This window comes from Xanthomonas sp. NCPPB 1826 (assembly GCF_056725285.1).
This window is the reverse complement of the sequence record NZ_CM161521.1, coordinates 2,217,057-2,237,046: the sequence shown is the minus strand read 5'-3', so window position 1 is coordinate 2,237,046 and position 19,990 is coordinate 2,217,057. Positions and strand designations below refer to the sequence as shown.

Genomic DNA, 19,990 nt, shown 5'->3' with positions numbered 1-19,990 from the left:
TGCTGCGCGCACCTTCCAGTGGAGCCGGCAGATGATCAAGGTCAGCGTGATGTACCCGTACCGCGAAGGCGCCCGCTTCGACCATGCCTACTACCGCGACGCGCACATGCCACTGGTGAGCGCGCGGATGGGCGCGGCCTGCCTGCGCTATACGGTGGACAAGGGCATCAGCGGCGGCGAGCCGGGCAGCCCCCCGGCCTTCATCGGCATGTGCCATATCTTCTGCGAGTCGGTGGAGGCCTTCAGCGCCAGCTTCGGGCCGCATGCCGATGAGATCCTGGCCGATATCGCCAACTACACCGATCTTGCGCCGGTGATGCAGATCAGCGAGGTCGTGGTCGGTTAAACGTTGCGTTGCACGCTGCACGGCATGGATGCCGTGGGCGGGCGATCGATCGACGACGACATGCGCGCGATGGCTCATGCGAGCAACCGCGCGGCCGGGCTGGCAATCGGAGACACCCAGTGCTGGCTATCCAGGCCAACGCCTGCGAAGGCGGCCTTGACCGATGCGGCGGCAGCGTCGGCGGCGGCGCGCGATGCAAACCAGGCGAACACACTGGGGCCGGCGCCGGAGATGCTGGCACCCAAGGCATCGTGATCCATCGCGGCCTGCTTGGCAGCGGCAAAGCCGGCGATCAAGGGCGCGCGGCGTGGTTCAACAAGCACATCGCGCAGTCCCGCACGCACCAGCCCCGCATCGCCGGCATAGCAGCCGGCCAGTACCAAGGCCAGGTTGGTACTCTGCGCGACGAACTCGCGCAGCTGATAGTCGCCGGCCAGGGCTTCGCGCGCGCGGCGCGTTTCCAGCACCGCATCCGGATGCACCAACAGGCTATGCCACGCGGCCGGCACGTTGATCGGCACCAGACGCTCCAGCGTGCACAGCACCAGGCCGCCCAAAAACAACGGGCCAAGATTGTCGCCGTGGCGGCTACCACTGGCCACCGCCTCGCCATCGAGTGCGTGCTGATACAGCTGCTCGTTACTCAGCGGCGCATCCAGCAGCGCGTTGGCGGCAACCAACGCCGCCACGCATGACGCTGCCGATCCGCCCATACCCGAACTCAAGGCGATGCCTTTGTCGATCTCGATTTCAAAGCCGAACGGCAACGCCAGCGCCGCGCGTAACGACATCAAGGCCGCACCCGCAGTGTTGCGTTCAGCATCCAGCGGCAAGGCCACGGTGGTGCCACGGATGGCGGCGATGCGCACCACAGGCGCATCGATGCGCCGCACCGTGACGGTGTCGCCGACGCCGTCGATGGGATAGCCAAGCAGATCGAATCCCACCGCCACATTTGCCACCGAGGCCGGTGCGAAGGCGCGTGCCTGGCCAAGCTCGCGCGCAGCAATCGCCACCTGTTGCATCTCCGCGGACTGGTCTGCAACCGCCTGATTCACAAGCGTGCCCCCTCGCCCGCCGCCACCCGCAGCAGATCGGCAAACACGCCGGCTGCGGTGACTTCCGGCCCCGCACCAGGCCCCTGCACCACCAGCGGATTCTCGCAATAACGACGCGTGGTGAACTGCACCACGTTATCGGTCAGGCGCAAATTGGCGAACGCATGATCGGCCGGCAATTCGACCAGGCCGACGCTCGGTGCGCGATCCGGCGGCAGTTGCGCGACATAGCGCAGCACATTGCCGCGTGCACGTGCGTCGGCCAGGCGCTGCGCGAACGTCGCATCCACCTCATGCAGGCGCGCCATGAAATCGTCCACGCTGGCCTGACGCAGTGCTTCGGGCACCAGGCTTTCGACCTGCACATCTTCCAGGCTGATCTCGCGCCCGGCTTCGCGCGCCAGGATCACCAGTTTGCGCGCCACATCTACGCCGGACAGATCGTCGCGCGGATCCGGTTCGGTATAGCCCATGCCGCGCGCCTGCGTCACCAGTTCGGCGAACGGCACGCTGCCGTCGTACTTGTTGAACAGCCAGGCCAACGTGCCGGAAAAGATGCCTTCAATCGAGGTCACCGCATCGCCGGTATCGACCAGATCGCGTAGCGTGGTGATCACCGGCAAACCCGCGCCCACGGTGGCTTCGTAACGGAAGCGCGCGCCGCTGGCATCGGCCGCCGCACGGATCGCCTGATAGCGCTGCAACGGGCCGGAGCCGGCCTGTTTGTTCGGCGTCACCACATGGATGCCGGCAGCCAACCAGTCCGCATAGCGATCGGCCACTTCTGCGCTACCGCTGCAATCGATGATCACCGTATGCGGCAGATGCGCGGATAACAAGTGCGTGGTGAAACGCTCCAGATCGGTCGCGGTGGCTGCGGAGGCGAAGGCATCGCGCCAGTTGCCGACCAGGCCGCGCTCGTCCAGCAGCATGCGGCCGCGCGAGACCACCGCGCGCAGGCGCAGATCCAGGTTGGCCTTGCCCAGCAACTGCGGCTGCGCAATGCGCAACTGATCCAGCAACGCCGCACCCACGTTACCCGGGCCGATCACGCCCACCGAGAACGTCTGCGGCGACAACCAAAAGCCGGCATGCGCCGCGCGCAAGGCCTTGGTCGCATGCGCCGCGTCGATGGCCACCGAGATGTTGCGCTCCGACGAACCCTGTGCGATCGCCAGGATATTGACCTGCGCACGCCCCAGGGACTCGAACAGCCGCGCCGCTACACCCGGCTGCCCGGCCATGCCATCGCCCACTGCGGCGAGCACACTGATGCCGGTGGTCAGCTGCACACGCTGCACCTGACCGACCGTGAGTTCATGCGCAAAGGCCTGCAGCAAGGCATTGCGCGCGCGCTCGGATTCATGCTGCTTGACCACGCAACAGATCGAATGCTCGGACGAGCCCTGCGAGATCATCACCACCGACACCTGCGCCGTGCGCAGCGCCGCGAACACGCGCTCGGCGGTGCCCGGCACGCCGATCAGGCCGGTGCCTTCCAGGTTGAGCACGGCCAGATCGGGGCTCAGCGTCAGCCCCTTGATCGGCCCGCTCACCGCGCTGCTGGCGGTGATGCGCGTACCCGGATGTTCCGGCTGGAAGGTATTGCGGATGATGATCGGCAAGCCGCGCTCGATGGCCGGCGACATGGTCTGCGGGTGCACCACCTTGGCGCCGAAGTAGGCAAGCTCGCAGGCTTCGTCGTAGCTCAGCGTTTCCAGCTGCACCGCTTCGGGCACCACGCGCGGATCGGCCGAGAGCACGCCATCCACGTCGGTCCAGATATGCAGCTCATCGGCATCGAACAAGGCCGCGAAAATTGCACCGGAATAATCGCTGCCATTGCGCCCCAAAGTGGTGATACGGTCGGCGCGGTCGCGCGCCACAAACCCGGTGACCACCACGCGCGTCTGCGGATACGCCTGGCGCCAGGTCGCAAGGCGCTGCGCGCTGGTGTCCCAGTCCACATCGACACCGAGTTCGCCACGGTTGACCACCAGCACATCGCGCGCATCCAGCACCGCGCAATCCTCGCCAAGCGCACGGAAATGGTCGCCCAGCAACTGCGCCGAATACACCTCGCCCAGGCCTTGCACGCGGTCGAGCACCTCGCGCGGCAGCTCGCCGATCACCGCCAAGGCGCCGAGAATCTGCGACAGATGCTCGAAGCGCTCGTCCAGCCAATCCACCGTCGGCCCGGAATGCTCGCCCAGTAGGGCCACCGCCGCACCGCGATGGCGCGCCCGCGTCTCATGCCAGCGCTCGCGCCATTCGGGGCGGTTCTGCGCGGCCAGTTCGGCCAGCGCGATCAAGGCATCGGTCACCCCCTTCATCGCCGACACCACGGTGACCTGCACCGACTCGTCGCGTGCCAGCAACAACTGCGCCACATGCCGGTAGCGCTCGGCATCGGCCACCGAGGTACCGCCGAATTTGTGCACGATGGTGCGTGCGGAAGATGCGGCAACAGCGGCGGGTTCGAGCAAAACAACAGGCGATGACATCGACAGACCTCGTTAGGGAGGCCCCGTCCGCATCAGATGAGGGAGGAAAGCCCCCGCATCCTGATCCGGGTGCGGGGCCGTTGTTTTCGGAAGTTACGCGAAGACGACGGGCCGCACCGGGCGAATGGTGACGGTGGTAATGGTGGTGCTAATGCCGGCCACGCCCGCACCCGGCCGCAGATGCGGCTGACAGGTAAACGAGGAGATGGCGGAGGCGTTAGGCATGTACGCAAAAGACATCACCGCGGCGAGGCCTGTCAAGCGTTGCGTGAATGGGCAGGCGCACGTGCTCGGCCTACAGAACAGAAAACCTTGCGGCTCAGGGATTTAAGCGACGCGCTCGCAAGCAATTGATTGCTATGGAAACTTTTGGAGCGGCCTAAGCGGACGGCCCTGCGCAGGTTTTGCACATGGATTGGTGCCGTCGTGTCACTCGGCTGACGTGTGACTCAGCTGATGCGATGCAGCTAACGGGCTCACTTGAGCGCAATGCACCGCATCACTATAGGCGTCACTTCGCATCAAGCAACAGATCGTCGCTGCCGTCACGCTGGTAGGTGCAAGTCACTAAGGTCCGCAGCGAGATCAGCCGAGCACCTGAGGATTGAGTTGCCAGATCGAAAAGTTGAGCGCGGCCGCAAAGCTCACCCATGCGAGATACGGCACCAACAACCACGCCGCCAGAGCCTGCCTCTTCGCAAACGCCCCGATGGTCGCCACCAGCACAAGCCACAGCACCAGGATGTCAGCGAACGCCCACGCCCCCAGATGCCACGCAAAGAACAACCAACTCCACAGTCCGTTGAGCGCCAGCTGCACGACGAACAGTGTCAGCGCCACGCGCGCACCAGCCCATCCCCCAAGGCGCCACACCAACCAAGCCGACACTGCCATCATCCCGTACAACACCGTCCACACCGGCCCGAACAACCAGCCCGGCGGCGCCCACGCCGGCCGTGCAAGTTCTGCATAGAAGCTGGCCGCCTGGATGGATGCCATCGCACCAAGCCCAGCGACCGCATAGCACAGCGCCAACCAGACGAGGAGGCCGAGCCATTGCGACTTTCTTGAAATACTTTGCGTCATGACTGCCGTGAAGTGTTGTCGTGCTCCTTAGCCTGGCAGAGCATCTGTGCAAGCCGCGACTACGCGGATGAATGGTCCGAGTTTAGTCAGTCCACTATGGATTTGCGCCGCCATAACGCCGACAGCAAGGCCTGCACGACTCCCTAGGCTGACCGACAACCCGACACCTGCTGAGTTTGGCGCGCAGCATCAACTGCGGGCCATCAACTTTAGCTGGCAATGAATTGCGCGGGGCTGACATGAGCTCCCACTCAAAATTGAGTGCATGTCCAAGTGAACCTGATCCTAGTAGTGATAGGAGCGTTTGTTCGTCATCCGACTGCAATAGCTGCATTCGCTTAAATTTTATAACACGCTCTAGCTCTACTCCTAACCTCACGCGGGGAAGATGTCACGTACGCCTAACCGCGCCGATCAAAATCTTTATCCTGCTCTAAATCTGTTTTGAATCCAAATATAAGCGCCACTTCCAATAATTTAACCACAGCGAAACCCGACAAAGTGAAATCATATTTTTCAAGTAGACAAATAATGCTTTCATAAGCCAATCCATATTCACCAGCATCCTGTACCCATTCCATCACTTGGTTAATTTGATCCACATAAGACATTTCATTTTTTAAAAATGAATTACCAACCCCAGGCTGATTAGCCAACTCAGATATAACGATATAAAGATTTTTCTTAACCAAATTATGATAAATATTCATGGCTTTGGATTCTTGGGAACATTTGTCGGATAACCACTCACAACTCTACCTTTTTTTGTATCATAAACAACCTTTACATCCAAACCATCGCGATTCGCCGTCCCAGTTATATATCCACGACCATCCGGCAAAGACCATTTAACTTTTGGATCAGTAGCAATATCAGAAACAGTGTGAGCTATCTTATCATCACTCCAGCTTGCTGGAAATTCCGTTTTTCCAGGATTTCCTGTTCCAAATCGATGCCCTCCCGACGTGGGAGAATCGCCATCCAAAATGTGTTTAGTTGCCTTAGGATCAAGAAGCGATGTGTACTGCTCAGCATCTTTTACCGCACCTGCAAATCCATCACTACTCTTAATAATTCCAGCAATACCCGCCTTTGTCCCTAACACACCGAGCGATGAGAGCAATGTATCGACAAGCATTGAGCTCGTGGCGTGACTAGCCGGATAAACCGCCTGTTGATCACCGTCGGTGTAGGCACCGAATGCAGCTGAACCTACAAACGGCGAAAATGGCTGAACTAAGAAGGTCTCTTTCTTGTCCTGTGCATAGCTGGCAATTGGCGTCGCACCCAAAAGTGCGCCACCGAACGTTTTAACCGGACCACCGGCTGCCGCCATTAGCACAAGAGCAGTCGTTTCGGCGGTCTTTGGCCCAAGGAAGTTTTTGAACTCTTCGACTTTCTGTCCGCCTGCGATCGCCAAATCGGATACAACTCTAGCGCCCTTGAAACGCAAGCTTTCGTTATCCGATGCCGCTCCGCTTAAGCCAGTAGAACCAGTTGCAGCAGAACCGCCGACATCCCGGGACTGCAAATTATCAGATGCGGATGTCCCTTCTGTCTTCCCAATCAATACAGTAACAGTACCTGTCGGGATCTTCTTGATTACTTCACTTTGTTGATCAACAGTAAGCCGATTGTACTCTTTTCCGTACAGCTTGAAGGCATAGGTCTCCGGCGCAGCGATACTTGCAAGATATGAACCTGCCTCAGGAGACTTTAGCAACAACACTAAGTCGTCCGGATTGGCTCCCAACCTGACCGCATTATCCAAAACCGTGTTGATACCTGCCCGCTGGTCAGGGTCGACCACGTTGATCTTATCCAGAGCGGCAGCCACCATACCCTGGCGCTGCTGTCTTCCATCGCGGTAATCGTAGTAGCCGTAGACTTGTGCAGTACTCGCCATAGAAGCACCTGCCTGTGTGTCACCGGCAAGGAGGCCACCGGCTGCCCCGAAAAGAGCCGCCATTCCGCCCATTAGTGCCGATTCGACATCGCTACCGGGACTAACGCCGTTACGTTGCAAAGCTTCGGCAAACCTAGGGAGTGCATTCTCGCTAACAAACACGCCACCTGCGGCTGCCAAGACGTTGCCTCCAGAGGCCGCAGCTGCGAGCGCGCCGGCAGCAACCTGCGTGACTTGCTTAGCAGTTCCTTTGTCATTCCAGCTCGCCAGACTTTGCTTTGCATCTGCTAATCGATTACGAGCTTCAGCAGCCGCTGCCTTATCGCCATCACGTTCGGCGACAGACAAATCGTTCATCGCTTGGTCTGCAGCAGCTGCTGCCTGCTCCCGCTTATAGGTGATCACCGCTTTAGCGGACCGCAACGCCACTTCGCCCGCTGCCTGAGCAAGCTCTTGCTGTTCGGCAAGTTTTTGCTCGTCGAAAATCTCCTTCAGCCCAGATTGTTGCAACTCGGCCGCACTTCGATCCAACCCTGCCAGCGCAGAGTCGTCGCCATTGCGGATCTGGATCGTACCGGCGGCGATATCGCTTTTGGTCGTGCTGCTTGAGCTGTCGCTGGCGTTACCCAGCATGCTCAATCCGGCACCGATGGCAACGCTGGCCATGCTGCTGCCCGTGCCGCCGGCAACTGTTACGCCGCTGGTCTTGTACTCCGCCTTGTTCTGGAGGTCCTCGACCGTCAGGCTATCGGTGGACAGCCGATTGAGACTGGCATCGGCAGCACTAGCAATCGCACCACCGACCAACTTCGTGTTACCGCCCACAGTGATGTCGAAGCCACCATTGCCAGCCTGGATGCCGCTCTGCTCAGTCACACTGGTGTAGCTGCTGTTGACCTTCTGCTGGCTGTAGCTGCCGCCACTGCCCGAGCCGGTCGCTAGGGTCAGACTGGCCTGCTGTTGTTTGCTCTTGTACTCATTGGTGTCCTGCTCGCTCTTGATCAGCAGATCGCCGCCGACATTAGCAAGGACCTTGTTGCCAACAGCTTGTGCACCCTGGATCGTAGTGTCGTTGCCGCTCACCAAGGTCAACGTGTCGTTGGCAGTGACCACGCTTTCTGTGCGTAGATCGCTATTGCCCTTGGCGCTGCCCTTGCCTGCAGACACCGTGAGGTAATAGCCAGTTACCGCACCGACACTGATGCCGATTTCACCGCCTGCGTTCTTGTTCTCCGACTTAGTGGTGTTGGTTTCTTTGTTACTGAGCAAGTTGAGATTGTTTGCTGCAGCCAAGGCCACATTTTCACCGGCAATTTTGCTGCCAATGACGTTGAGATCGCCGCCAGTTGCCGCGATGGTGACATCACCATTACTGAGGATGCGGCTACCGCCGGTGGTCTCTTCGTGTGTGGTTGTCTTACTCGACGAACTGCTGGCACCGATGCCAAGGCGCAAGCTTACCCCCGTCGCATTGGCGGCACCTTGCGCACCATCGGCTGCGGCGGCGCCAGTCTTTGTCATGTTTCCGGCAACCGCTTGGCCGTCGTAGCCCTTCAGGCCATTGCCAACCAGGCCCACGGTGTCGCTGACCGCGTAACCCGCCTTGGCGGCATAGAGCGCCTTCAGGCGATCGTCTTCAACCTCCGAGCCGCGCTTGACTGCGCCGTAGATCGCCTGCGCGGCGTCTACAGCCCCACCGGTCAATCCTAACGTGATGCCAGCACTCTGCTGCTTGGACGTCTGCACCATATCCACGGTATTTTCTGCCGCGGCAATCGTGACTTCCTTGCCCACGATCGTAGTGCTGGTGGCACTCAGCACATCGCTGCCGGTAATGGCCACCTTGTTGCCGGCGGTCATTGTCACCGAGCCATCGGTACTGCCGACCAGGCTGCCGCTGTTGGTGACCTCGGTGACGTCCAGGCCGTCGGTCTTCTTGGTGACGCCCAAAGCGACGCTGAATCCGCCGCCGCCGTAGAGACCGGACTTCTTGACAGTCTTTTCGTGTTCCTCGCTGTGCGTGTTCTGCACCGTGTCCAGCGTCAGGTTGTTGCCTGCGGCCAACACCACATCGCCGGTGCTGGCGACCTGTGCGCCTTGCGACAGCAGATCGTTACCCGCCGCAATCTGCACCGTGTCGCCACTGAGCGTGGTGGTAACCGCCACGGTGTCCTGCCACTCATCATGCGTGGTCGTGGTCTTGCTGGAGAACGTGCCCTTCTTCTTCTTGGTCATGTCCTGCACGGCGTCGTGCTGTTCGATGGCGGCGAGCAGGTTGACGTCGTTGCCGGCGGCCAGGGTGATGCCGCCTTCCTTGGTGGCGGCTGATGCGGCGGTGAGGGTGATGTCGTTGCCTGCCTGCATCGCCAGGTTGCCGCCGGCGTTTAGCTCGGTGCCGTGGACGGTTTCGTCGCTGGTCGTTGTGGTCTGCTTGAAGCGCTTGCGCGTTTCCAGCGTGTTGCTGGTGTCCACCGTGGTCAGCGTGCTGGCATTGATGTCGTTGCCGGCGCTGATGCCCAGACCCTTGCCGGCGTCCAGCTTGGCCGCGACCAGATTGACGTCGTTGCCGGCGCTGAGGATCAGGTTGCCGCCGGCAGTGAGCGCCTGCTGGTCAATGCTCTGGGTGGTCGTGGTGGTGGTGACGCGCGTCTTGCCGTTGCGGGTCTTGTAGCTGTTGGTTTCGGTCTCGTTGAGGACGGATTCGACGTTGAGGTTGTTGCCTGCTGCAGCAATCAGATCACCGCCGGCCTTGACGTTGGCCTGGCGGATGGTCAGGTCGTTGCCGGCGGTCAGTTGCAGGCTGTCGCCGGTGCTGATGTTGGTACGGGTGGCGACCTTGCCGTCCAGACCGGTGGTCGGTGTCAGCGAGAGGTTGTTGCCTGCCTGCAGTGCAGCGCTACCGTCGGCCTTGATGGTGACGCCGTGCAATTGCAGGTCGTTGCCTGCCGACATCACCAGATCTTTGCCCGTGGTTACCGACACGGCGTCGCCACCGCGCAGCAAGCCGTTGTCGTTGCGCAAGGCGCTGGGCGTGAGGCTGAGGTTGTTGCCCGCAATCAACGCTGCGCTGCCATCGGCCTGCACGCGGGTACCGGTCAGCGTCATGTCGTTGCCGGCCATCATCTGCAAGGTGTTGCTGGCGGTGATGCCCGACAGGATGCCAACGCCGTTGATGGCCTTGGATGCTTCGCTGACCAGGTTGTTGCCGGCCACCAGCGCCACATCGCGACCCTGGATCTGGCCCTGGTTGAGCAGGTCGTTGCGCGCTTCCAGGGCAACGCTGCCAGTGCCGCTGATGCGGCCCTGGTTGAGCAGGTTGCCTGCGGTGATGCTGACATCGGCGCCGGCAATGACGCCCTGGTTGCTCATGGCGTTGGTGGCGTTGAGCTCGACGTTGCCACCGGCGATCAAGGCGCCATTGCCACGCAACTGCAGCGAGTTGGAGGCAAGATACACGACCGGTACCAGCACCTTCTGGCCCTGGTAGTCCTGCTCCACCATCCAGACGATGTCCTGCGTCAGCGCGGCCGCTTGTGCGGCGGTGAGGCCCACGCCCATGCTCAGCTGCAACTGGCCTGCGGCGGCCACGCCGGATTCGAGCAAGGCGCGGTACTGCGCCACGCCATCGGCGTAGTTGCCCAGATAGCGGCGGCCAGTGAGCTGGGTGATCTGGTCCAGCACCAGGCGCTGCTCATAGAAGCCATCGCCCAGGCGGGTCTGGGTCCACTCCGGGTCTACACCCAGCTTGTCCAGCAGGAAGTCGCTGCTGATGAAGTTGTCGTAGTTGACGAAGCGCGGGTCGGTCTCGATCAGGTAACGACGGCCCGGGCCATTGCTGCGCCAGGCATTGATGCCGCCCAGCCCGTTGGCAGCACGGCCCATTGCGGTCAGATCGGTACCGGTGCCGCCGGATAGGCGATACAGCCCGCCAATGGGCAGATCGATCTGCGTCAGCGAGGTTTGCCCGCTACCAACAATGTTGGTCACCGGAATGGTGGCCGGATCGACTCGGGTACGGCTGTCAGTTGCGACGGCAGTGACGCCGGTACCGGCCGCGGTGGCCTGCACGTCTGCCTGATCGACGCTGCTGCGTACAAGCCCGCTGTCGTTGGACGCGACAGGTGCAACCGACATCTTGACGATGCCACCCGATGTAGCCAGCGTTGCGTCTTGCGTGTTGGTACCCACCTGAGTGCCTGCACTGCCGGTCGTACCGGTGGCAACACGAATACTGTTCGCGCCGCCATTGGCGCGGCCGATCACTGCCTGGCCGCCCACTCCACCGGCGCTTTGCGTGGCGCGACCGGTCAAGCCACCTTGTGCGCCGACACCGTTCAGCGAAGCGCCGCTGATACCACGACCGTCGCTGCCGACGGCACCATTGCTGATGTTGGCGCCGTTGATGCTGACGCCTTGGCCACCGGTCATGCTGGCGCCCAGGGCGATATAGCTCGTGTTGATCGTGGAAGAAGAAATGGTTTTTGACTCGGCATCATATGTACAGATAGGACGCCGATTCCCTTGGTTCAGCGCACAGTCGTCAATGACTGCTGTTACTGAATACTCGTAGTCTCTCTGTACGACTTGCCTATTCAAGGCAAGCGATTCGTTGAAGATCGACTCTCCTCCAACGAAAAGCCCATCACTCAATCCACCCACGCCACGTTGGTTTATTTGCAGCGCACCTGCCGCCGCAATCGACGAAGTGTTATTGGTGATGCTTCCGGAAATCGCTATATTTCCTCCAGCCGCGATTCGTCCCTCCGTACTTGCAGCGATGAGACGCTCTTGCTGCTCAACCGAATAGGAACGATAAACACCAGGATTTTTTCCTGTGTAAGGAAAACGAATGAAGTAAGATTGCCTTGGATAGACGATTCCACGTGACTCAATAAGCTCCTCGGGCATCGTTGCATTCGCAGCTGCCTTTTCTTGCTCGGTCAATGCACCCAATGCAGTGGTCAAAACCCGCCGCCGATTATTCAGCTGATTGGCCGCAATCAAGATGCTCCCATCAGCCTCGATACTGCCCGACAGGTTATTGACCACACCCGTACGCGATACCAAGGTACCGCCGCCATCCTGCGCGCCGCCGATGGCGATATTGCCCAGGCTGAAGATGCGCGCGTCGCGATTGAGTAGTTGATCGCGCACGATCAGATTCATGTTGCCGGTGGAACCAAGCAAGGCCGAGCCATAGGCTGCGTTGTCGGTCGCGCCGCCGAAGTCGGCGCCGTTCACCAATGTGCCGGTGTTCACCGAGACGTTGCCGCCGACGATGCTGCCGGTGTTGTTGATGCTGTTCGCCACCAGCGACAGTGCGTTGTTACCGGAAATGCTGCCGGCGTTGTCGATGATGCTGCCACCGTTGAGACGCGTGTCGTTGGACAGGATGTTGGCACCGGCGCGGTTGGTGATGCTGCCTGCCGTAATGTCCAGGGTGCGCGCAGCCTTGAGCGTGGACTCGTTGACCAGGCTCCCGCCTACGCGCAGGTTGAAATTCCCGTTGCTGGTGAGGTCAGCACCTGCGCGATGCGTGTAGTCGCTACGCAAGGTCAGATCCAGCAGATTCTGCGCAAGAATACTGCCGCCGCCGTCGAAACCGACGGTATCGATCACCACATCGCCAGCACCACCGATCGCGCTGCCGGCACCGATCTGGCCACCGGCATTGCTCAGGTTCTGCAGATTCAGGCGGACAGCCTGCTCGGCCTTGATCCTGCCGTTCTGGTTGTCCAGCGTGGCGCCTGCGCGCTGCAACAGAAAGCTCGCGCCGGCATAGACATTGCCGCCCTGGTTGTTCAAGCCATTGGTATTGGCAATCAGATCGCCGCCAGCAACCAACTGGCCGCCGTTGTTGGCGATGTTGGCAGCGTCGATGACCACGCTGCCGCGCCCACCGAGATTGCCGCTGGTGTTGGTCAGGGCCCCGCCCGTGGTAATGCGCGTCAGTCCGCCGCCGTTGTTGACGATGCTGCCCTGGGTATTGTCGATGAGGCCGCCCGATGCGGTCAGCGTGTTGCCGGCATCGAGCTGGCCGCCGCTATTGAGCAGCGCACCGGTGACGGCAACGTTGAGATCGCGCCCCGCACTGAGCTTGCCACCTTGGTGATTGTCCAACTGGCCGCGTGCGGTGACGCTGAGGTCGCGTGCGGCTTGCAGACTGCCGCCGCTGCTGCTGATGTTTTCTGCAGTGATCACTGCATCGGTGCCGGCACCGATGGTGCCGTTGCCGTTGTCCAGGCCGCGATTGAGCTCTACGCGCAGACCACCGCCTGCTCCGCCGCTGGCGACTGCCTGCACGGTGCCGCCGGTATTACTGAGGCTGTCGGCGCGCAAGGTCAACGCACCACCACTGGCCTGCAGCAGGCCGTTGCGGTTGTCGGTGGTGCCGCCCGTTTGCACGTTCAACCCACGTGCGGAGACCGAACCATTGACGTTGTTAAGGCTGGCAGCGGTCAGCACCGCATCGCCAGCTGCGGCAATCGCGCCGCCCTGGTTGTTTAACCCGCCACTGGCACCCAGCGTCAGTTGACCCTGCGTCAGGATACGCCCACCGCTATTGCCCAACGCGCCACGACTGGTGACCGACAAGGCGCCGGTGCCGGCGTGTTCGATCCGCCCCTGCGCATTCTCCAGGCTGGCCGCGGTAATGGTCAGATCCTGCGCATTGCTGGCCAGCGTGCCGCCGGTGTTGTCGATCGCGCCGCCGATGCTGACACGGGTCAGCCCGTTGCCACTTTGCACCAACCGCCCGCCGACATTACTCAAGCTGCCGCCGTCGATACTCAGCTGGTTGGCCTGCATTTGACCTGCGACGTTGTTGAGACGCCCGTTGTCGATGTTGCCGCCTGCCTGCACGGTGAGCGTTCCACCAGCGAGCAAGTCGCCACCGCGATGATCGAGGCTGCCGCCGGTGGTCAGTGCAACGTTGCCGGTTGCGCGCGTACTGGCACCCGCCAGTTGCAGCTGGCTGCCCTGCGCGGTGAGGTTGCCGCCGGCCAGCAATTTGCCGGAGGCGCTGAGCTGACGATCAGCGATCAGGCTCAGCGTGCGTCCGCTGCCGAGGCTGCCATCTGCGTTGATACCAGCGCCGACGGTGCCGGCGATGCTGATCTCACCCGCACGCAAACTCAAGTTACCCGAGGCGGTAGTCTGCCCGGCATTCTCGATACGCGCGCCTTGCAGGCCCACCGTCGTACCGCTGACGGTACCCTGCTGACGCAACACGGCATCGCTGGTCAGGGTGACCTGCTGAGCACCGACCTGGCCGGCCACACTTAGGTCGCCCTTCGAGCGCAATTCCAGCGTGCTGCCTGCACTCAAGGTACCGCTTTGTGCCAGCGTGCCATCGGCCTGCGCCGAGAAGGTACCAGCCGATGCAAGGCTACCCCCGAGCTGCAGGTTGCCGCGGCTGATCAATGCAACATCGCCGCGCTCGCTACCCAACTGGCCGCTGCTGCTGACTTGCGCCGCTTCCACGCGCAAGCCATTGCCGCCAATCAGGTCACCGCGATTGTCCACCGCTCCAGTGGCGATAACACCCAGGCGTTGCAAGCCGTAGGCCTGGCCAGTCTGGCGCAGCGACCCGACGCCCAAGGCGAGTTGATTGCCGGCGCGCACGGCGCCAGCATTGTCGAGCAAGCCGCCGATGGCGAAGGTGGCGTCGCCCTGCGCGAGCAGCACGCCGCTGGCGGCATTGCTTGCGCTGGCTGCGGTGACGTTCAAGCTCTGACCAGCGACGACTTGCGCCGCATTGGTCAACGCGCCAACTGCGCTCAGCACCACATTACGGTCGGCTTGCGCGACACCGGCAACCGCCAGGTCGCCGGTGCTGCGTAGGTTCAAGTTAGTGGCTGCATCGAGTGCGCCACGGCAGTCGATCGCGGCACCATCCAGGCTGATCGCGCCACCGCTTTGCAGTACGGCAGCCTGACCGGTACCGATCCGCGCGCCGCGCAGGGTTGCATCGCCACTCGCCACCGCCTGTCCGTTCATTGTCAGTGCGCGCTGCGCCTGCAGATCCAGTTGCGTTGCCGACTGCAGCGTGCCTGCGGCGGTGAGATCGCGACCGGCCTGTAGCGCGATCGATTGCGCCTTGAGCGAGCCGGCCTGCTGCAGATCGCCAACTGCAGTGGCCTGCAGTGTGGTCGCTGCGGCGACAACGCCTTGCAGCGTCATGTCGCCTTGGCTGATCAAGCTGACGTTGGCAGTTTCGCTACCGAGCTGGCCGCTGCTGCGTAAGCTGCCTGCCTCCACCTGCAGCGTGTCTTTGGCAATGAGGTTGCCGCGGTTGTCCAGCGTGCCAGTGACCTTCGCGGTCAGGGCCTTGCCTGCAATCGCAGTACCGCCCTGATCCATGCTGGCGGCGGTGATGCGCAGATCGCCGCCGCTCTGCAGGCTGCCGCCGTTCTGCAACGCGCCAGTGGTCAGCGTGACGCTGCCATCGGCCGCCAACACGCCGGCCGCCACGTTGTTGATGTTGCCTGCCTGCACCGACAGATCACGGCCGGCAATCACCTGGCTCGCATTACTTAAGGTGTCGGTTGCGCTCAACACGACATCGCGATTGGCTTGCGCCACGCCTGCGAGCGCAAGTGCTCCCGTGCTGAGCAGGCGCAGATCCGTGCCGGCGTCGAGCGTTCCACGGCTGTCGATTGCCGCACCATCCAGGCTGATCGCGCCGACGCTTTTCAGCACGGCGTCGCGGCCGGTGGCGATGCTGTTGCCGCGCAGGTTGGCGTCACTGCCCGCCTGCGCCTGACCGTTCAACGTCAGGCTGCGCTGCGCCTGCAGATCCAACGCAGACGCGGACTGCAGGGTTCCACCGGCAGTCAGATCGCGGCCAGCCTGCAAGGTGACGGCCTGCGCGTTGAGCGAGCCGGCCTGCAGCAGATCGGTGCCAGCGGTGGCTTGCAGCGTGGTCGCCGCAGCCACAACACCGTGCAGATCGATCGCGTTCTGGCTGGTCAGCGTCAGTGCGCCGTTGACCGAGCCGAGTTGCCCGCTGCTGACGATGCTGTCGGCAGCGATGGTCAGGTCCTTGCCGGATACCAACTGGCCCACGTTCTCGAATGCGCCTGTCGACGAGATCGATACCGCATCCCCGCTGTAGACACGGCCGCGCTGCAGCAGCGTGCCGGTGTTCAGTGCAAGGCCACGCTCGCCATGCAGGCTGCCCTTGTTTTCCAACACCCCGGCGACATCGACGCGCAGGTCGCGTAGTGCACCCAGAGTTGCAGTTGCAGCATTGTTGGCGCTGGCGGCCTGCACATTCAGATCGCGGGCTGCAACGACTTGAGCCCCATTGTTCAACGCGCCCGCAGCGGTCAGCGCAACATCGCGCCCGCCCTGGACCACGCCAGCCAGTGCAAGATCACCGGCACTGTGCACGTTCAAATCGGTCGCCGCATCGAGTGAACCACGGCTCTCGATGGAGCCGCCATCCAGCGTGATGGCGGCTCCGCTCTGCAGCACTGCTGCTGCACCAGTCACAATGTTCGCGCCGGTGACACTCGCGTCACCGGTGCTCGATGCTTGTCCGTTCAAAGCGAGCGTGCGCTGCGCCTGCAGATCCAACGTGGATGCCGATTGCAGAGTGCCAGTTGCAGTGAGGTCGCGCCCCGCCTGCAACGCGATCGACTGTGCCTTGAGCGAACCGGCCTGCTGCAAATCGCCGCCAGCAGTCGCACGTAATGCAGTGGCCGCTGCAACCACACCCTCAAGTTGCAGCGCGTCTCGGCTGTTCAACGTGACATCGGCCCGCTCGCTACCCAACTGTCCACTGCTACGCAGCGTGGCCGCATCGACCTGCAACGCATCCTTGGCGATCAGATTGCCACGATTGGCCAGCGTGCCTGCGATGGCGGCGCGCAACGCCTTGCCTGCAGACGCGCTGCCGCCCTGGTCCATATTTGCTGCGCTGACCTGCAGATCGCCACCGGCCTGCACGCGGCCAGCGTTGTTCAGCAGTGCCGTAGCGGTCAGGGCGATGTTGCCCTCGCCCGCCAACACACCGCTCGTGGTGTTGTCGAGGCTACCTGCCTGCAACGACAGATCGCGCCCTGCAAACACCTGCGCTGCGTTGCTGAGCGCGCCGGTGGCATTCAAAACAACGTCGCGCCCGCCTTGTGCCACACCCGCCAGCGCCAGATCGCCCTGGCTGCGGATGTGCAGATCGCTCCCTGCATCCAGCTTGCCGCGGCTGTCGATGGCCGCGCTGTCCAGCGCAATCGCTCCCGTGCTCTGCAACACCGCATCCTGGCTGGTTGTCAGTGTGGTGGCGCGCATCGAAGCATCACCGCCAGCCTGGCCCTGGGCAGCAAATGTCAGAGCACGTTGTGCCTGCAGATCCAGCGTGGACGCTGATTGCAGGTTGCCAGCAGCGGCGAGATCACGCCCGGCACTCAATGCCAGCGATTGCGCTCTTAGCGACCCTGCCTGCTGCAGATCGCCAGCGGCGCTGGCCTGCAGCGTGGTCGCAGCGGCAACCACGCCTTGCAGCGCGATATCGCCCTGGCTGCCCAGACGGACACCTGCCGCTTCGCTGCCGAGTTGACCGCTGCTGCGCACGCTGCCGGCATCGATCTGTAGCGCGTTCCTGGCAATCACGTTGCCAGCGTTGTCGAATGACCCGCTCACAGCTGCCGAAAGCGTGTTGCCCGAGCTGGCGCTGCCGCTTTGCGTGAACGCGCCTGCGGTCAGCTGCAGATCGCTCGCCGCATACAGGCTGCCGGCATTGTCCAATGTGCCGGCCGTGCGCACGCGCGCACCGGCATCCGACGAAAACGCGCCACTTTGCGCGTTGCGCAACGAGGCTGCCTCTACATCCAGCGCACCAGCTGCAATCACCTCCGCGCGGTTCTGCAGTGCTGCGCCCGCCTGCAATGTGGCTGAGCCAGCGCTCTGCACGGTGCCGTCCAACGCGAGCTCGGCAGCACTGGTGATGCGCAGGTCGCCAGCTGCATCGATGACACCGTTGTGCTCGACCGCCGCGCCACGCAATTGTACCGCGCCGTCGCCGCGGAGCTGACCACGCTGACGCAGCGCGCCGTTCGCCTGCAAATCGATCGTGCCTGTCGAACCCACCACGGCATCGCTGACGAGCTCACCGCCTGCGGTGATCACCAACCCACCGGCGGTGGTCTGCAGGGTGCCAGAGAGTGCGGCATCCCCGCCGCTACGAAGATTTACGCTACCAGCGTTGACGATGCCCGAGACCTGCGCATCCGCTGCGGCGTCCAGGCCCAGGGCAGTGCCTGCCACGGTGTTGCCGCTCAGCGCCAGACCACCGCGGCTGCGCAGCAACGTCTCCCCACGCTGGCTGCCGATATCGCCACGACTGTCCAGCTGCGCCGCGTCGATGGTCAGCGCATTGCCAGCAACGAACGTGCCGCTATTGACCAGACCACCCGCAACCGCCGCCTGCGCATCACGTGCGGCCGCCAGACTGCCTGTCGTGGTGACGGACGCTGCCTGGAGACGCAGATCGCGGCCAGCGTAGCCGCTACCGGCATTGTTCAGCGCACCTGCGCTGCGCAGCTCCAGATCGCCACCCGCAGACACTACGCCGCGCTGTGCGATGTCGATACTCGCCGCATTGAACGCCACTGCATCCGCTGCAATCAGCTGACCCTGCAGTTCCAGCCGACCGCCGGCTTGCACATCAGCACCCTGCCCGGCCTGCGCCAATCCACCCAGGCGCGCGTCGCCGCTACTGTTCACGCGCAAGGCGGTGGCCGCGTCCAGGGTGCCCAGTGCATCAATCGCGTTCGCATTTAGCCCGATCGCGCCGCCGCTCTGCAGCGTGCCGGTCAGGCCAATCTGGCCCGCGCGCAGGGTTGCAGCGGTTGCCGCATAGGCCACACCGTTGCTGCGCAACACACCATCGGCGCCCAGATCCAACGCACCAGTCGTATGCAGGCTGCCATCGGCATTCAATTCCGAACCGAACAGACGGATGGCGCCGGCACTGCTGCGGCCGCTGTGGCTCAAGGTGCCGCTGGCTTGTGCATCCAGGATACCGGCGGCGACCAGATCGCCGGCCAGGGTCATGCGCGTGCCGCGCAGACGCACATCGCCTTGCTGCGAGCCGAGCACGCCGCGCTGGTCGAGGTCACCGGCTGCACGCACACCCATTCCATCGCGCGCCACCGTGGTCCCGCTCAGGCTCACCTGGCCCGCGCTGTCGATCTGCAGATCGCCACTCTGCGCCGCCAGAGTGCCGCGACTCACCACGCCCACACCGGCTTCGGTCGCAATCAGGCGAATACGGTCGGCATACATGCCGCCCAGCTGCGCCACGTCGATGCCGATCGACGGTGCCGCGCCATCGGTGCCCGGCACCACGTCCAGCAGCATGCCGTCATAGTTGACCCGCCCTGCACCCGCGGCAGCGACCAGTTCCCTGGTCCAGATCGAGCCCTCCACGCTGAGCTGACGCGAGAGCAGGTCCAGGCGGTCCACATTGAACGCATCCAGACCGTTACTGCCAATACTCAGCGCACCGCCGGTGATGCTGAAGCCGTTCAACGCGCCATCGCTGCCCAGGTTGGGTGTGCCGGTGGTCAAGGTCACGCGCGAGGTGTTGAGAAACCCGCAGCCATCGCAGGAAATGCCGTTGGGGTTGGCGATCACCAACTGCGCCTTGGCACCGGCGATTTCGGTGTACCCCTGCAAGCGGCTGCTGGCCGAGGTGACCTCATTGAGGATCAGCGAGGCGGCACCGCTGCGCTGCAGATTGTCGTTACCGGCGACATAGCCGCCCAGCTCGGTCTTGGAGATCTGCGCGCTGTTGTTGAGGATCAACCCGTTCGGGCCGACGTTGAAATTGCTGTAGCGGTTATGCGAGATGCCGCGCGCATTGGGCGCGACGATGTCCACCACCGGCACGCCATTGGCGGCGACCTGTTGACCGGGTGTCTGCCCGCCGGGATTTGGCGTTGGCGCCACTTGTGCCCACGCCGGAAACGATGTCCAGGTAACCGTGCAGCACAGTAGCAACGCAAGCGCGCGCTTGCTTTGTTCGGCCAGGTAAGCACGTACGCTCATCGCTTCGGTGTCCATCGCTTCTCTCTCGCCACTGGTGGGC

At 62.7% G+C, this 19,990-nt stretch carries 6 protein-coding genes; 1 reads left to right on the top strand and 5 read right to left on the bottom strand.

The annotated features are described in order from the left end of the window. Positions 1-31 precede the first annotated feature (31 nt). Positions 32-346 (top strand): EthD family reductase, encoded by a 315-nt coding sequence (locus tag AC1PLA_RS09695; RefSeq protein ID WP_481106072.1) that lies wholly within the window; start codon positions 32-34, stop codon positions 344-346. A gap of 74 nt (positions 347-420) precedes the next feature. Here AC1PLA_RS09695 and AC1PLA_RS09690 read toward each other — a convergent pair whose 3' ends face one another. From AC1PLA_RS09690 to AC1PLA_RS09670, 5 genes are all read right to left on the bottom strand, one after another. Beyond that, positions 421-1,371 (bottom strand): homoserine kinase, encoded by a 951-nt coding sequence (locus AC1PLA_RS09690; RefSeq protein WP_481106071.1) that lies wholly within the window; start codon positions 1,369-1,371, stop codon positions 421-423. 29 nt (positions 1,372-1,400) lie between these two features. After that, complete coding sequence (gene thrA / locus AC1PLA_RS09685; RefSeq protein ID WP_481106070.1) at positions 1,401-3,908, bottom strand: bifunctional aspartate kinase/homoserine dehydrogenase I; 2,508 nt, start codon at positions 3,906-3,908, stop codon at positions 1,401-1,403. Positions 3,909-4,493: 585 nt separating this feature from the next. Next, positions 4,494-4,994 (bottom strand): TspO/MBR family protein, encoded by a 501-nt coding sequence (locus AC1PLA_RS09680; protein ID WP_115510933.1) that lies wholly within the window; start codon positions 4,992-4,994, stop codon positions 4,494-4,496. Between the two features lie 401 nt (positions 4,995-5,395). Continuing rightward, positions 5,396-5,704 carry a hypothetical protein gene (locus tag AC1PLA_RS09675; RefSeq protein ID WP_104570131.1) on the bottom strand — a complete coding sequence of 103 codons (309 nt, stop codon included), beginning with the start codon at positions 5,702-5,704 and terminating at the stop codon, positions 5,396-5,398. Then, a complete protein-coding gene (locus AC1PLA_RS09670) occupies positions 5,701-19,965 on the bottom strand; it encodes a two-partner secretion domain-containing protein (RefSeq protein ID WP_481106069.1) in 14,265 nt (4,754 codons plus the stop codon). The genes AC1PLA_RS09675 and AC1PLA_RS09670 overlap by 4 nt, the downstream gene beginning before the upstream one ends. Between the last annotated feature and the right edge of the window lie 25 nt (positions 19,966-19,990).